Source organism: Azospirillum argentinense, assembly GCF_000632475.1.
Taxonomy (GTDB): Bacteria; Pseudomonadota; Alphaproteobacteria; order Azospirillales; family Azospirillaceae; genus Azospirillum; species Azospirillum baldaniorum.
Map to the genome: position 1 here is coordinate 1874018 of NZ_CP007794.1, position 14486 is coordinate 1888503.

Here is a 14486-nt window from a genome sequence, read left to right on the forward strand (position 1 = left end):
GCAGAGCCGAAGCCGGGCGCCCTCAGCGGCCCCCGGCTTCGGCCACCACCTGCTTCAGGTGATGGGACGACACCGGCTTGTGCAGGATGGCGAAGCCACTGCGCTGGGCCTCGACGATGCGTTCGGGGGCGGTGTCGCCGGTCAGGATGATGCTGGGAATCGACGCCCGGCAATGGGCGTGGATCGCGCGCAACGCCTCCGGCCCGGTCTTGCCGTGGCGCAGCCGGTAGTCGGCCAGGATGACGTCCGGCCGCCGCCCGGCCTCGTCGAGCAGGCGGATCGCCTCGTCCCCGGCGGTGGCGGCGATGACCTCGTAGCCCCAGCCTTCCAGCATGGCGCGCAGCCCCATCAGGATGATCACCTCGTCGTCGATGATCAGGACGAGCCGGCACCCGCCGCCCTCCGTCCGGCCGACCGCGGGAACCGTCGTCACGGCGGGCCGCGGCGGCTCGGCGGCGGGAACGGTGACCAGGAAGGTCGATCCGCTGCCCGGCCGCGACCGCAGGGCCACGGAATGGCCGAGCAGGGCGCACAGCCGCCGCACGATGGCGAGGCCGAGGCCCAGCCCCTTCTCGCGGTCGCGCTCCGGGTTGCCGAGCTGGGTGAATTCCTCAAAGATATCCTCCTGGCGGTCCGGCGGGATGCCGGCGCCGCTGTCGCACACGGCGATGTGGAAGCGGCGGCGCGACCGCCGCACGCCCAGCAGCACCCCGCCCCGCCCGGTGTAGCGCAAGGCGTTGTCCAGCAGGTTGCGGACGACCCGCTCCAGCAGCATGGGGTCGCTGCGCGCGTGCAGCGTGGTCGGGACGACGCGCAGGGTCAGGCCGCGCCGCGCCGCCTCCGGCGCGTATTCGGCGGCGAGGCGCTCGAAAAGGGGCTGGATCGCCACGGTGGTGGTCACCGGCTCGACCACCCCGGCGTCGAGCTTGGAGATGTCCAGCAACCCGTCGAGCAGGCGCTTCAGCGCCTCCAGCGCCTGCTGCATGGTCTTCAGCGTGTCGTGACCCGGGGTGCCCCGGGTCTGCTCGTCCAAGGCCGAGGTGAGGAAGAAAAGCGATTGCACCGGCTGGCGCAGGTCGTGGCTGGCCGCGGCGAGGAAGCGCGACTTCGCCCGGTTGGCCCGCTCCGCCTGGTCCTTGGCGCGGCGCAACGCCGATTCGGTGCGCTTGCGCTCGGTGATGTCGCGCAGGATGGCGGTGAAGAAGCGGTCGCCGCCGTCGCTCCAGGCCGAGAGCGACAGCTCCAGCGGCACCGCCAGCCCGTCGCGGCGCCGCCCCTCGACCTCGCGCGCGACTCCGTCGGCCAGCCGGTCCGGGCTGAGAGGCTCGGGAACAAGGCCGCCCGGAATCAGCCGGCCCACGTCCGTCCCGACCGCGTCGGCCGGGCTATGGCCGAAGATGCGCTCCGCGCCGCGGTTGTAGGTGTGCACCGTGCCCTTGGCGTCCACCAGAAGGATCGCGTCGGCGGCGGTTTCCAGCAGGGAGCGGTGACGCTCCACGGCCCGCCGGATCGCCCGTTCGTCCTCCTTGCGGCGGGTCACGTCCTGGGCGTAGACGGCCAGCCGGTCGCCGGTGGCGAACAGGCGCAGGGCGTACCAGTCGCCACCGGCCCGTTTCTCGTCACCGGCCAGCCGGATTTCGAATTCCTCCGGCTCTCCCCGGTCCAGAGCATCGCGGAAGCGCGCGGTGAAGGGCTCGGCCACGCCGGGCGGCAGCAGGGCCACGAAGACGTGCCCCACGAGGTCCCCGCCGTCGCCGAACAGGCGCGCCGCCTTCTCGTTGGCGAAGGTCACATGGCCCTCATGGTCCAGCTCCACCACCGCGTCGGTGGAGGCGGCGAGGATCGCGGCCATGCGGTGTTCGGCGGCGTGGGCGGCGTCGCGCGCCTGCTCCCGCGCCTGAAGCTCCTGCGCCATCGAGTCGAAGGCGCGGCCCAAGGCACCGATCTCCGAGCGGTCGCCCGGCCGTCCGATCCGCGCGTTGCGGTCCCCGGCGCTCCAGCGCTCGACCACCCGCTTCAGCCGGGCCACCGGGCGCAGCACGAACAGGCGCGCGCCGATCCAGGCCGCGGTCAGGGAGAGCGCCGCCGCCAGCGCCAGCAGGAAGGCGCTCCGCTCCGCCGCGGCGGTGACGGGGCGCAGCGCCTCCGTCCGATCCAGCCCGACCGCCAGGAACAGCTCGCGAACCTTCTGGTCCACCGGGGCGTAGGCCAGGATCCGCGGCTCGCCGTCCAGGCCGGGCATTTCGGCGACACCTTCGGACGGTGCGCGCAACAGGGCCATCAGCGGTTCGGGCAGCGGCTTGCCCACCCGCTGGTCGTCGCTGCCAGGGAAACGGCCCAGCAGCGTGCCGTTGCGGTCGGCCAGCACCAGCATGGCGTTCGGCGGCAGCGGCTTCTCCGCCAGATACTCGCGCAGCCATCCGGCGTCGAGCGCGATGGACACCACCCCCGCCATGCGGCCCGCCCCGTCGGTGTAGGGCGCCGCGAAGGGCAGCACGGGCCGACCGTCCAGCCGCCGCACCGCGTAGTCGCCGACGACGAAGCCCTGCCCGTAGAGCGCCATGCGGATGTGCGGCAGCGTCCCCACCATCAGGCCGTTCAACTTCGCATCGCTGGCGCAGCGGACCGAGCCGTCGAGATCGGTCAGGGCGATTCCCTTCACACGCGGCAGCCGGCCACGCAGGCGGTTCAGGGTGGAGGAGCATTGCTGGGGGTCGATGGCGAGCCGCGGCGCCATCTCGGCCACCGTCACCAGCACGCCGCGCATGCCCTCCACGACCCGCTGTTGCTCATCCTGGATCAGGGTCAGCAGGCGGCGGGCCTCGGCCTCGGCCTGCCGCTCCCCCGCCTCGATGGCGGTCAGGCTGTTGTGGGCCAGGATGCCGATGGCCGGCAGGCTGGCGAGGAGGACGAGCAGGACAAGGCGTGTGAGAATGCTCATCGGCAGCCCGGGAAAAGCACGGCGGAAGGGAACGGCACGACCCTGCACTTCCCAAGGGACGCATGGCACCCCGGGTCCGATGCACGCCGTCGTATCCGCGGCAGCGGTGCCCCGCTACCCCGCCGGCCACATCCTTACCTTGCGTTTACCAAAAGGAGGGGCCGCGCTCAACCGACTATTTCGCATACGAATTATAAAGGCGCCGGAGGAACCGGCACCCGATGCCCCGGCGCCGAGGGATTTTCCGCCCGTCCTCAGGCGGATTCGGCGATGGACTCGACGCGGCCGTCGAGCGCCATCAACAGCAGTTCCACCTCCAGACCGGGATGCCGCGCCTTGATCGCGGCGCCCAGCGCGCGGAGTTGCTCAGCGTGGGCGGCGGTTTCCTTTTCCCGGTCCGCCACCAGATCTGTCCCCAGGAAGACGCGGTAGGCGCCGCAGTCGCGGTGGTCCATGACCATCACGCGCTTGATTTGGTGCAGTTGCCTGGCGACCGCCACATGGTCCCAGAAGGCCTCGCCCCACGCCTTCTTCCGGTCGGTCAGGGCGCCCAGCGACGCGCCGGCCAGAATCACATGGTCGTAGCGGTTGGTCAGCCCGCGCCCATCCATGTAGCGGCCGATGTCGTCGATCAGCCGGTAATCCATGCAGGAGAGCAGAAGAGCGTCCACCTCGCCGCCGGGCTGGGCGGCACGGGCGCCGCCGGAGGTCAGGGGCGCCATCAGCGCAGCCCCGGCGCCCAGCGTGGCGAGCTTCAGAAAGGTCCGGCGGGAGTCGTGCCGAAGGCCACCGCAACAGGTCGAGCCGAAGTCAAGTCCGGAGCTTTGTCGGTACTGCATGAGGTCTCCACGTCGTTGAGGTTTCGTGGGGCCGAACGCCCATGGAGACCGCAGTACAGCACCGCTTCCGAGACCGCATTATTCGTAGACGAATCTTTCATGGACCAGAAGGGCACAGCATGATGACAGGACTATCTGGACAAACTGGAACGAGAACCTTCGGCCCGTCCACCGGACACCAAAAAGAAACGGGCCGCTTCCCAGGTGGGAAACGGCCCGTTCGGCATGGTGCTGCCGGTGTTGCGTTGCTGGTATCAGCCGCGGGTGCTGCCCGAAGCCCGGTCGCCGGTGGCGACCGTGTCGCTGGCCGGCTTTTGCGTGCCGGCGCTGGCGCTGTGGCTGGAGGAGCAATCCGCGCTGGCGACCCCCGCCGTCAGGAGGGCGGCGAGACCGAACAGAACGGCTACCGGCTTGGCTCCATGAGACATTGGATCACCTCCTTTCAAATCTGTTGAACACCGCAACAGCATGTGAGGACGATCCGGCGCGAGTCAACGCCTTATACCGCCCGTACAGGGTGCAAGCCCCTCTCCCGCCCCGGGAGAGGGTGGCCCGAAGGGCCGGGTGAGGGTCTCACGAGGATCAAGGCGCCGGTCCTTGCCTGCACCCTCACCCTTCCCACACGAGTGGTGTGGTCGGCGTCTCTCGGGGTCTCACGAGGATCAAGGCGCCGGTCCTTGCCTGCACCCTCACCCTTCCCACGCTGCGCGCGGGCCCCTTCCCTCTCCCGGGGCGGGAGAGGGTGTGGCAGGTCCGATCACGCCGTCTCAAGCGCCTCCCGCATGGTGCGGAACAGCTCCGCCTTGTCCTCGAAGCCGATGCCGGGAAGCTCCGGCAGGCGGACGCGCCCGTCCTCGACCGCGATGCTGTCGGCAAAGCCGCAGAAGGGCTTGAACACGTCCGGGTAGGACTCGTTGCCGCCCAGATGCAGGCCGGCGGCGATGTTCAGCGACATCTGGTGGCCGCCGTGCGGCACGACGCGGCGGCTCGACCAGCCGTTCTCCGCCAGCATGTCCAGCGTGCGCATGTACTCGACGAGGCCGTAGCTGAGCGCACAGTCGAATTGCAGCCAGTCGCGGTCCGGGCGCATGCCGCCGTGGCGGATCAGGTTGCGGGCATCCTGGTGGCTGAACAGGTTCTCGCCGGTCGCCATGGGGCGGTCATAGTGGTTCGCCAGCTCGGCCTGGAGCGCGTAGTCGAGCGGGTCGCCGGCCTCCTCGTACCAGAAGAGGTTGTAGGGCTTCAGCGCCTCGGCGTAGGCGATGGCGGTCTTCAGGTCGAAGCGGCCGTTGGCGTCGACGCAGAGGTTCCGGCCGTCGCCGACCACCTCCAGCACCGCCTCGATGCGACGCAGGTCGTCCTCCAGCGAGGTGGCGCCGATCTTCATCTTCACGACCTTGTAACCGCGGTCGCGGTAGCTGCGCATCTCGTCCTGGAGCGCCTCCACCCCCTTGCCGGGGTAGTAGTAGCCGCCCGCGGCGTAGACCCACACCGACTCGTCGGCCACGCCGCCGCGGTAGCGGTCGGCGAGCAGGCGGTAGAGCGGCTTTCCGGCGATCTTCGCCACGGCGTCCCACACCGCCATGTCGATGGTGCCCACCGCGACCGAGCGTTCGCCGTGGCCGCCCGGCTTCTCGTTGGTCATCAGCCGCGCCCAGATCCTGAACGGGTCGAGGTTGCCGTTCGCCTCGTCGATCAGGCTGTCGGGGGCGGCGGACGTCAGGCGGGGGATGAAGCGCTCCCGCATCAGGCCGCCGGCGCCGTAGCGGCCGTTGGAGTTGAAGCCGTAGCCGATCACCGGCTTGCCATCGCGCACCACGTCGGTGATGACCGCCACGGTGGAACAGGTCATCTGGCTGAAGTCGATGTAGGCGTTGGCGATGTCGGACTTGATGCCGACGGTCTTTTCCCGGATCTCCACGATGCGCATGGCGCTGCTTCCCTTTGGCTTTTCCGATGCCCCGGGTGGCAGGATAGGGATGGACGGGACCGCCGGGCCAATGCCAGTTTCAAATCGCGTGATGCGCATCCGGCATGGGCTAACGGAATATTGTCTGGCGGAACAGCGATGGAACTGAACTGGCTTGAGGATTTCCTCGCCCTGGCGGAGTGCGGCAACTTCTCGCGCGCGGCTGAGGGGCGCAACCTGACCCAGCCGGCCTTCAGCCGCCGCATCCGCGCGCTGGAGGACTGGACCGGCACGCCCCTGTTCGACCGCAGCACCCAGCCGGTCGGGCTGACCGAGGCCGGGCGCCGCTTCCGCCCCTTCGCCGACGAGACGGTGCGCCGCCTCCTGCAAGGGCGGGAGGAGGCCCGGCTGGCCGGCGGCGCGGCGGCCACGGCGCTGCGCTTCGCGGCGACCCACGCGCTGTCGCTGACCTTCTTCCCAACCTGGCTGAGCCGGCTGGAGGAACAGGCGCGGCTGGGCGCCATCCACCTGCTGTCCGACAGCATGCAGGCCTGCGAGCAGGTGATGACGCAGGGGCAGGCGCAGTTCCTGCTGTGCCACGCCCATGCGGCGGCCCCCTCCCGGCTGGAGGCCGGGGCCTTCCGCTCCACCGCGGTGGGAAGCGACCGCTTGGTGCCGGTCTGCGCGCCGGACGGGTCCGGTGCGCCGCGGCACCCCCTGTCTGGCGGGGGGGTGTCCGGCGACGGAAGCGCTCTGCCCCATCTCGCCTACAGCCCGGAATCCGGCATGGGGCGCATCGTCACGGCGGCGCGCGGAGGCTTTCCGGCGCCTCTGGCGCTCGATACCGTCTTCACCTCGCACCTCGCCGCGGTGCTGCGCACGCTGGCCCGCGACGGGCGTGGCGTGGTGTGGCTGCCGGACAGCCTGATCGGCGAGGATCTGGCGCAGGGACGGTTGGTGCGGGCCGGCGGGGCGGGTTGGGAAATCCCGGTGGAGGTGCGGCTCTACCGCCCCCGCGCGCGCCAGAGCCCGGCGGCGGAAGCCTTCTGGGCTTTGGCGGCGGAACAGGCACCCCAAGACGGGAGGGATCGGGAATGAGCGGAGCGGACTACAGGCTCTATGGGGCCCCCGGCTGGGGGTCCGTCCTGACGGAAGCCATGCTGGTCCAGTGCGGCGTCCCTTTCGTTTTCGAGGACGTCGCGGGCTTTGACGCGCAGGGCGAGGCGCGACAGAGGCTGCTGACGCTGAACCCGTTGGGGCAGGTCCCCACCCTGGTCCTGCCGGATGGGACGGTGATGACGGAAAGCGCGGCCATCGCGCTGCTGCTGGCCGAACGGCACCCGGACGCCGGACTGGCCCCGCCGCCGGACTCGCCGGAGCGCGCCACCTTCCTGCAGCTGCTGGTCTGGCTGGTGGCGAACGTCTACCCGACCTTCACCTACGGCGACTATCCGGAACGCTGGGTGACGGAGGCCTCGGAGACGCTCGGCGCGGCGATGGTGGAGCAGCGCAAGACGCTGTGGCTCTGGCTGGAATCTCAGTTGGGCGACGGCCCATGGGTGCTGGGGGAGCGCTTCAGCGCGCTCGACATCTACGTCGGGGCGATGGTGCACTGGCGGCCCCGCCGCGCCTGGTTCGCGGAACACTGCCCGAAGCTCTCGGGCGTGGCGGAGCGGGTACTGGCCCTGCCGAACCTGAAACCGGTCTGGAGCCGGAACTTCACGCCGGCATCCTGAACCGGGAAGCACCGAGTTCATACAACACGGGGGGCGACCGCTGGGCCGCCCCCCGTTCCACAATCAGCGCTCGTTGAGGGCGCGATACACGATGTAGGCCGGGGTCGCGCGCAGCCAGGCGGCGAGGAACTCGCGGACGGCCTGGAGGGTGGAGGACTGGGCGCGGTCGTTGCCGATGTGGCTGTAGGTCGAGCTGTTCATGATGGTCTCCAATCGTTGGGAGGCGTTATCGGGGGCGTTGTTCGTTGAGACCAATATGCCCTGGTATACCCAATACCACACGCGCGCTTCTTGCAGGGCAGACCCCAAAAAACGCAACGCTTTCAATGCTTTAATCGTCTGACATTCCGCCCCGGAAACTGTTTGCTGCGCGGACACGAAATTCTTGCCGCATCGCGGCAGGCGGCGGCCTAGCCAAGGCCACACCACCACCCCACTTCTGGTGTCATGCCGCGCGACGACAGCCAGCCCCGCTTTCCCGCCGTCCCGTCCGACCACTGGGACGGGCGCCGTTTCTTCAACCCCCACGCCGACACGGACAAGAGCCCGCGCGAGCTGTGGCGGCTCTACAAGGCGCGCGGCCCGCGCTGGACGCCGCCGGACCCGCAGCCGCCCCGCCCTTTCCGCGCCGTCACCCCGGCGCGCGGCGAGGTGGCGGTGACCTTCATCGGGCAGGCGACCTTCCTGATCCAGATCGGCGGGGCGGCCTTCCTGACCGACCCCGTCTATTCCGACCATGCCGGCCCCTTCGGGCGGCTGGGGCCGAAGCGGGTGCGCCCGCCTGCGGTGCGCATGGAGGATTTGCCGGCCATCGACGCGGTGCTGCTCAGCCACAACCACTACGACCATCTCGACGCCCCGACGCTGCGCCATCTGGCGCGGCGGCGCGGCGTGCCGCAGGTGATGACGGGGCTCGGTAACGGCCCGATGATGCGCCGGGCCGGCTTCGACGCGGTGCATGAGCTGGATTGGTGGGACAGCCTGCCCGGCCCGCACGGCACCCGGATCACCTTCGTCCCGGCGCAACACTGGTCGGCCCGCACCCCCTTCGACCGGCGCCGGACGTTGTGGGGCGGCTTCGTGGTCGAGACGCCGGAGGCCGCCGTCTATTTCGCGGGCGACAGCGGCTATTGCCCGCATTTCCGGGAGATCGGGCGGCGGTTCGGCGCCATCGACGTCGCCCTGCTGCCGATCGGCGCCTACGAGCCGCGCTGGTTCATGGCCGCCCAGCACATGAATCCGGCCGACGCCGTGCGGGCGCACCGCGACCTGGGGGCGCGGCACAGCGTCGCCATGCATTTCGGCACCTTCCAGCTGACCGCCGAGGGCATCGACGCCCCCATCCGGGCGCTGCACCACGCGCTGGCGGAGCAGGCGGTCGATCCCGGCCATTTCGCCATCCCCGGCTTCGGCGAACCCATGCGCTTCCGTCGCCCTTCGGCCTAATGGCGAAGGGGAGGATTCGCCCAGCGGCCTATGGCGCAAGCGTCATGGACGGGACCGCGCGGATCGGGGTAACGCCTTGAGGGACAGCACCCACCACACAGGCGGAGCCGGGCGTAAATGCAGTTGGAAATCAGTGCCTTCGTCAGTTCCCTCGGCAACGAATCGGACCACGGCCCCGACGCGCTCGAGCGGGTGCGGGACAGCATGCGATCCCTGGCCGACACGCTCGCCGCGCTGAACCTGGGCATCGTTTTGGAAGTGCGCGACGTGCAGCGTCTGCAGACCGTCGCCCGCATCGTGCAGGCCAACGCGCCGAACCGCTGACCGTCCCCCGGTTATTGCCCGATCATCGCCGCAGCGGGCAGGCCCTGCGGGCCAGCCGGGCGTTCAGGTCGCCCGTGTCCACCACCGGCTCGCCCTGGCTGCGCATCACGAAGCCGAAGGTGTCCATCACCCGGTCCAGGACGATCTCCTGGTCGTCCGGGCGGCGGCTGACCATCACCACGGCGTAGCCGGCGGAGCGGGCCACCGCCGGTTCGCCGCGCAGGCCGCGCACGCCCCAGCCGACCAGCGCGCTCTTGCAGCGGAACAACTCCACCGACAGCCCGGCGCCGCCGGTCGCCCCGGCCACCACATAGCCGGCAGCCACCGCCAGCGGGGCCAGCAGCCCGTCCCAGTCCAGGCAGTCCTCCCGCGACACCCACATGCCGCCGACCGAGCAGGGGGCGGCGCCAATGGCCTCGCCCAGCCCGGCGCGGAAGGCGCGCAGCACCTCCACCGCGTCCGTCGCGGGCATCGGCTCCACCCGGTTGCCGTCCGGCATCAGCATCAGCCGCCCGGCCCACTCGGTGGAGGGGGGAAGCTGTTCGGTGAGGCGGGCGAGGAGGGCTTCGCGCGCCTGGGCGAAGGGAACGACCTTGGACATGGGGAACGGGGACCAGCGGCAGATAACGGGAACCGGGGCCGGAAGGAAGCGAAAGCCGCGCCCGCTGTCAACCGGCGCGCGAGGCCTTCGCCACATTTCCGCCCCATTGTCACGGCCCTGCATCGCCGCCGCGGGCGTGGCGCGGAAAATCCCGGCGACGGGTCGTTTTCCCCTTGCCAGCCCCCGGAAAGGGGCTTATAAGCCGGCCTCCGTTCCGGATTAGCTCAGTCGGTAGAGCAGCGGACTGTTAATCCGCGTGTCGCTGGTTCGAGTCCAGCATCCGGAGCCATATTGCGGGTGTAGCTCAGTTGGTTAGAGCGCCGGCCTGTCACGCCGGAGGCCGCGGGTTCAAGTCCCGTCACTCGCGCCACCTTCCCTCGTCGGTGGCTTTCTCCTCTCCCCTCAGCGCATCACGGTGACCGTGGCGGCCTCTGTCCGGCTGATCACCACCTCGTCGCCCGGCTTCACCGTTTCCAGCCCTTGCACCTCCGGCGGCACCGGAACCGTGCGCGTGCGCCCCTGCGGCCCGCGCAGCGTGACCATGCGACGGTTGAGGTCAATGGCCTCGACGACCTCCGTCACCTGGGTGGTGGTGATCGCCGACGCGCGCGGCATCTCGCCGACCGCGGCGCGGTCCGTGCTGCTCCGCTGAACGGCGCCCGGCCCGCCGCCCGGCGGCTGGGTGACGATGTTGGTCAGGCGGGCGTACTCGATCTGCACGGTGTCGCCGACCTTGATGCGGTTGAAGTTCCGCACTTCGCTTCCGGCGGTCACCGCCTCTTCCCGCCCATCCGGGAATTGCAGGATCACCGTCCGCGCCGCCTTGTCGATGCCGCGGACCTTGGCGGTGGAGCGGACGTTCTCGACCATGGACAGCCGCGGCGTCGGCTCGGCGCTCGCCGGGGCCATGGCGGCGGACGGCGGCGCGGTTTCGGACGCCGGCGCGCAGCCCGCCAGGACCGCGCCGCTCAGGAACACCGCCAGGACGGCACGGGTTTGGTGCTTCATGGGATCGCCTCCACCTCTTCTGGGACCGGCTTCCGGGCGTATGTCCGGTTCGCTTTGGTCCGGTTCGGGCGCAGGAACGGCACGGTCGCGCGGATGTTCCATATTCCGACCCTGGCCGACCCTGTTTGCGGGTGCAACTTACCGTAACTTCGCCCCTTCGACCTGTCCGATGGATGGGAGCCGTCGCCCGGAGGGGTCAGAATTTGAACACCGCCTCCATCCCGACGAAGTGGATCGTCTTCGCGGGGCCGGTGTCCTGAAGGAAGGAGCCGGGCTGGAACAGCGAGTAGGACAGCAGCCCCTCGACCGTGCGCCCGGCGGCGTAGGACAGCACAAGCTCCCCCTGCGTGCCGATGTAGCGCGACCGCGACCCGGCGCCGGAGCGGAGCAGGTTCCCGGACAGGTCGTAGACGCCGTCCTCCAGGCTCATCCGCCAATAGGCGATGGCCGAGGCGGACAGGCTGAACTCGTCCGACAGCGCCACATCCACGGAAGGATGCAGGTTCATCAGGTTCAGCGGCCCGACCGGAGTCAACTCCCCGAAATACTTCGCGCGGGGGAAGAGGGGGTTGAAGGTGCCCAGCCGCCCGTCGCCGGGATCGCGGTCGCCGCTGGCGATGTTGGCCTTCAGCCCGAGCCGCGGGCGCAGCGGGACGCCGTCCCAACGGTGGCCGGTGTCGCTGGCGACCGACCATGCAGCAATCGTCTCCCCATCGATCTGGCCCGTCTGGAGCATGGCCTCCCAGTTCCAGTCCCAGCCGTCGGCCTTTCCGAACAGGCGGGTGCCCAGCGTGTGCCGCTCCTCCCGCCCCTGCCCGCCCTCGAAGGACGCCGCCCTGTTACCGTAGCCGATGTAGTAGGCGTCCAGCCCCGTACCCCAGCCCGACCCCGCGCCATGCGTGGCGTACAGCCCCCAGGCGGAGCGCCCGCCGTCGCGCCGGTCGTCGAACAGGTCGGGGGCCGCGCGGACCGGGCGGCCGAGGAAGCCGTCCACCCGCCAGGGGCCGGATTGCACGATGCCCGTCACCGCGTCGAAGGCCCGCGGGACGTTGGCGCCGTAGCGCAGGCTGATCAACCGTTCCGACCCGTAGGCGAGCATCTGGCGCCCCGCCCGCAGCGTGCCCTGCGCGTCCCCCAGCGGGACGGAGAGGTCGGCGAAGCCCTGCAGCAGGTCGGTGCGATCGACGTCCGGCGCGCCCTCCGGCCCGAGCTTGCCCGCCGAGCCGGCCATGATCAGTTGGCCGAAGACGCGCAGGGCCGAGCCGGCGCGCAGATCGGCGTAGGGCAGCAGGCGCCACAGGCCGTAGGCGTCGTTCCTCGGCTCATCCTGCCCCCAGCCGCTGTTGCGCACGGCCTCGCCGCGCAGCCGCGCCTCCAGCCCGGTGGACAGGGAGACCGTGCCGCCGGGGGTGAGCGGGATCGCCTTGAACCGCTCCCAGAAGGCGCCGCCGCCCGCCGCGGGGTCGAGGAGGTAGCGGTAGTCCTCGTCGTAGCGGCTGTTGGTCAGGGGCGGCGGCGTCTCCGCGAGGACCGGGGCGGACTGGAGCAGCAGAGCCGCGACCAGCGCCCCGCGCCACCGCCTCACGAGGCCGGCCCCGCATGGTGCTCCAGCGCCAGGAAATGCGACACCCGCGGCGGCCCATCGCCGCGGTGGAAGGCCAGCGCCTCCTTCTGCACATCCGCGTCGGCGTGCGACACCCGGCGGTGCTGGCGCTGGTGCTCCGCCCAGGATTCCACGAAGAACCACTCCAGCACCCGTTCCGGATCGCCGGAATCCTGGCTGACGCCCCAGGCGTAGGCGCCGTCCCGCCGCCGCGCCTCCGACAGGCGGCGGAGTGCCGCGTGGAAGGCGTGCTGGTCGGCTGCGGCCACCCGGTACTCGATGGTGATCAGCACCGGGCCGCGGTCGTTGCGCACCGGCTCGGCGGTCAGCGGCTCCGGCCAGTGATTGGACGGGGTGAGGTCGGCCTCACCCTCCGGCAGCGGCACCGCGCGGGACAGCACCGCCACGGCCAGCAGCCCGGCGGCGCTGACCCACAGGGTGGCCGGCACGCCGATGCCGTCGGCCAGAGCGCCCCAGCCGAGGCTGCCCGCCGTCAGGGCGCCGTTGAACACGGTCAGGTACAGCGCCAGACCGCGCCCGCGCACCCAGTTGGGCAGGATGGCCTGGGTCGTGGCGCTCAGCGTCGTCAGGACGGCGATCCAGGCCGCACCGGCGCCCAGCAGGACCGGCAGCGCCAGCCAGCGCGGCGGGGCCAGGGCCAGGATGCCCATGACCACGGCGGTGACCAGCGCCGCCGCCAGCATCAGGCCGTCCGCTCCCAGACGCTCGCGCAGGCGCGGCAGGACGGTCGCTCCGCCAATGGCCCCCGCTCCCACGGCGCCGAGCAGAAGGCCGTAGAAGCCCGGCCCACCGCCCAGCATCGGCCCGGCGACGATGGGCAGCAGGGCCCACAGGGCGCTGGCGCAGGCGAAGAACAGGCCGGCGCGCAGGAAGACGCGGTGCAGCTCCTTGCTGGCGCGGGCGTAGCGCAGCCCGGCGCGCAGCGCGCCGCCGAACTGCTCCGACAGATCGTCGCGGGTGTCGGGGGTGCGCCGCCACCACAGCAGGGCGGCGATGACGATGATGTAGGAGGAGACGTCCACCGCGTAGGTGGCGGCGGCCCCGGCGGCAGCCAGGATTGCGCCGCCCGCCGCCGGGCCGATGGCGCGGGCGATGTTGATGCCCAGGCTGTTCAGCGCGACGGCGCCCTTCAGCTCGCCGCGCGGCACCAGCTCCGGCACGATGGACTGCCAGACCGGCGCCATCAGCGCCGCCCCGACACCGCCCAGGAAGGTCAGTCCGGCGATGGAGGCCACGCTGGCGACGCCCAGCGCCGCCTGGACCATCAGCGCGGCGCTGACGCAGGCGAGCAGGCACTGGATGACGATCAGCATCCGCCGCCGGTCCATGATGTCCGACAGCACCCCCGCCGGGATCGCCAGCAGGAAGATGGGCAGCGAGCCCGCCGCCTGGATCAGCGCGACGGTGGACGGCGATCCCGACAGGTCGAGCACCAGCCACGCGCTCGCCACGTCGCGCATGAAGGTGCCGACGTTGCCCAGCACCGCCGCCACCCACAGCACGGCGAACAGCCGGTTGCTCAGCGGCGCGAAGGCCCCGGCCGGCTTGGAGGCGGCCGGCTTGTGCCCGGGCGGCTTGGTGCCGGGGTTCGGGACGGCCTCGGCGGTCATGCGCGTCCTCCCCGGCGATGGGTCAGCACCGCCGCCGCCGCGAAGCCGCCGACGATGGCGAGATGCTCCAGGAAGGTGGCGGTCTGCCGCGCGCGGTCCAGCCCCTCATAGGTCCAGAAGGCGTGGGCGAGCAGCGTGGCGACCACCGTGAAGCCGGCGAGAATCCCGGCGCCGAGCCAGCACCAGCGCCGTGTCAGAAACAGCGCCGACCCGCCGAGCTGGGTGACGATCACCGCCACCGCGACGAGGACCGGCAGGCCGAGCCCCAGCCCCGCCGCCTCCGCCACGGCGCCGTTGAAATCGGTCAGCTTGACGAGCCCGCTGACCAGGAAAGGCGCCGCCAGCGCGAGGCGGGCGAACCAGGCGGTCCCCGGCCAGTCGAGCAGGGCGGCGACCGGCGCAGCAGCAGCGTCCTTGCGCGTGGAGAGGGTGTCGGCCATCGTCCCGC

14 protein-coding genes and 2 tRNA genes are annotated in these 14486 nt (G+C 71.1%); 6 read left to right on the top strand and 10 right to left on the bottom strand.

The window, feature by feature from the left end; all coding sequences use genetic code 11:
* Window positions 1-22 precede the first annotated feature (22 nt).
* The 4 genes from ABAZ39_RS22520 to ABAZ39_RS22530 form a co-directional block, all read right to left on the bottom strand.
* Complete coding sequence (locus tag ABAZ39_RS22520) at window positions 23-2941, bottom strand: PAS domain S-box protein (RefSeq protein WP_040135102.1); 2919 nt, start codon at window positions 2939-2941, stop codon at window positions 23-25.
* A gap of 254 nt (window positions 2942-3195) precedes the next feature.
* A complete protein-coding gene (locus ABAZ39_RS22525) occupies window positions 3196-3780 on the bottom strand; it encodes a carbonic anhydrase (RefSeq protein ID WP_040135104.1) in 585 nt (194 codons plus the stop codon).
* A gap of 254 nt (window positions 3781-4034) precedes the next feature.
* Window positions 4035-4208, bottom strand: coding sequence for a hypothetical protein (locus ABAZ39_RS36255; RefSeq protein ID WP_155903579.1), 174 nt, complete (start codon window positions 4206-4208; stop codon window positions 4035-4037).
* Window positions 4209-4537: 329 nt separating this feature from the next.
* Window positions 4538-5710: a mandelate racemase/muconate lactonizing enzyme family protein gene (locus ABAZ39_RS22530; protein ID WP_040135106.1), complete on the bottom strand. Its 1173-nt coding sequence runs from the start codon at window positions 5708-5710 to the stop codon at window positions 4538-4540.
* A gap of 138 nt (window positions 5711-5848) precedes the next feature.
* On the opposite strand from ABAZ39_RS22530, the gene ABAZ39_RS22535 reads away from it, so the two are divergent.
* Both ABAZ39_RS22535 and ABAZ39_RS22540 read left to right on the top strand, forming a co-directional pair.
* Window positions 5849-6787: a LysR substrate-binding domain-containing protein gene (locus ABAZ39_RS22535; RefSeq protein WP_040135109.1), complete on the top strand. Its 939-nt coding sequence runs from the start codon at window positions 5849-5851 to the stop codon at window positions 6785-6787.
* Complete coding sequence (locus ABAZ39_RS22540) at window positions 6784-7425, top strand: glutathione S-transferase family protein (RefSeq protein WP_040135111.1); 642 nt, start codon at window positions 6784-6786, stop codon at window positions 7423-7425. Before ABAZ39_RS22535 ends, ABAZ39_RS22540 begins: the two co-directional genes overlap by 4 nt.
* A 63-nt stretch (window positions 7426-7488) precedes the next feature.
* Here the strand turns inward: ABAZ39_RS22540 and ABAZ39_RS36600 are convergent, their stop codons facing one another.
* The gene (locus ABAZ39_RS36600) at window positions 7489-7626 is read right to left on the bottom strand and encodes a hypothetical protein (protein WP_198129217.1); all 138 of its coding nucleotides are present in this window, start codon (window positions 7624-7626) and stop codon (window positions 7489-7491) included.
* A gap of 246 nt (window positions 7627-7872) precedes the next feature.
* On the opposite strand from ABAZ39_RS36600, the gene ABAZ39_RS22545 reads away from it, so the two are divergent.
* Together ABAZ39_RS22545 and ABAZ39_RS22550 are read left to right on the top strand one after the other, a co-directional pair.
* Entirely contained in the window at window positions 7873-8871 is a 999-nt protein-coding gene (locus tag ABAZ39_RS22545; RefSeq protein WP_063922685.1) for an MBL fold metallo-hydrolase, read from the top strand.
* Window positions 8872-8988: 117 nt separating this feature from the next.
* On the top strand, window positions 8989-9195 hold the full coding sequence (locus ABAZ39_RS22550) for a hypothetical protein (RefSeq protein ID WP_014197748.1): 207 nt from the start codon (window positions 8989-8991) through the stop codon (window positions 9193-9195).
* A gap of 22 nt (window positions 9196-9217) precedes the next feature.
* Here the strand turns inward: ABAZ39_RS22550 and ABAZ39_RS22555 are convergent, their stop codons facing one another.
* Window positions 9218-9796, bottom strand: coding sequence for a hypothetical protein (locus tag ABAZ39_RS22555; protein WP_014197749.1), 579 nt, complete (start codon window positions 9794-9796; stop codon window positions 9218-9220).
* A 213-nt stretch (window positions 9797-10009) separates the two neighbouring features.
* Here ABAZ39_RS22555 and ABAZ39_RS22560 point away from each other — a divergent pair.
* A tRNA-Asn gene (locus tag ABAZ39_RS22560) sits at window positions 10010-10085 on the top strand.
* Between the two features lie 4 nt (window positions 10086-10089).
* Window positions 10090-10166 (top strand) — tRNA-Asp (locus tag ABAZ39_RS22565).
* 32 nt (window positions 10167-10198) lie between these two features.
* Here ABAZ39_RS22565 and ABAZ39_RS22570 read toward each other — a convergent pair.
* From ABAZ39_RS22570 to ABAZ39_RS22585, 4 genes are all read right to left on the bottom strand, one after another.
* Entirely contained in the window at window positions 10199-10804 is a 606-nt protein-coding gene (locus ABAZ39_RS22570; protein ID WP_051658374.1) for a hypothetical protein, read from the bottom strand.
* Between the two features lie 196 nt (window positions 10805-11000).
* Entirely contained in the window at window positions 11001-12389 is a 1389-nt protein-coding gene (locus tag ABAZ39_RS22575; RefSeq protein WP_040135116.1) for an alginate export family protein, read from the bottom strand.
* Window positions 12386-14038, bottom strand: coding sequence for an MFS transporter (locus tag ABAZ39_RS22580; protein ID WP_040135118.1), 1653 nt, complete (start codon window positions 14036-14038; stop codon window positions 12386-12388). Before ABAZ39_RS22580 ends, ABAZ39_RS22575 begins: the two co-directional genes overlap by 4 nt.
* Window positions 14035-14478: a DoxX family protein gene (locus ABAZ39_RS22585; protein ID WP_198129216.1), complete on the bottom strand. Its 444-nt coding sequence runs from the start codon at window positions 14476-14478 to the stop codon at window positions 14035-14037. The genes ABAZ39_RS22580 and ABAZ39_RS22585 overlap by 4 nt, the downstream gene beginning before the upstream one ends.
* Window positions 14479-14486 lie beyond the last annotated feature (8 nt).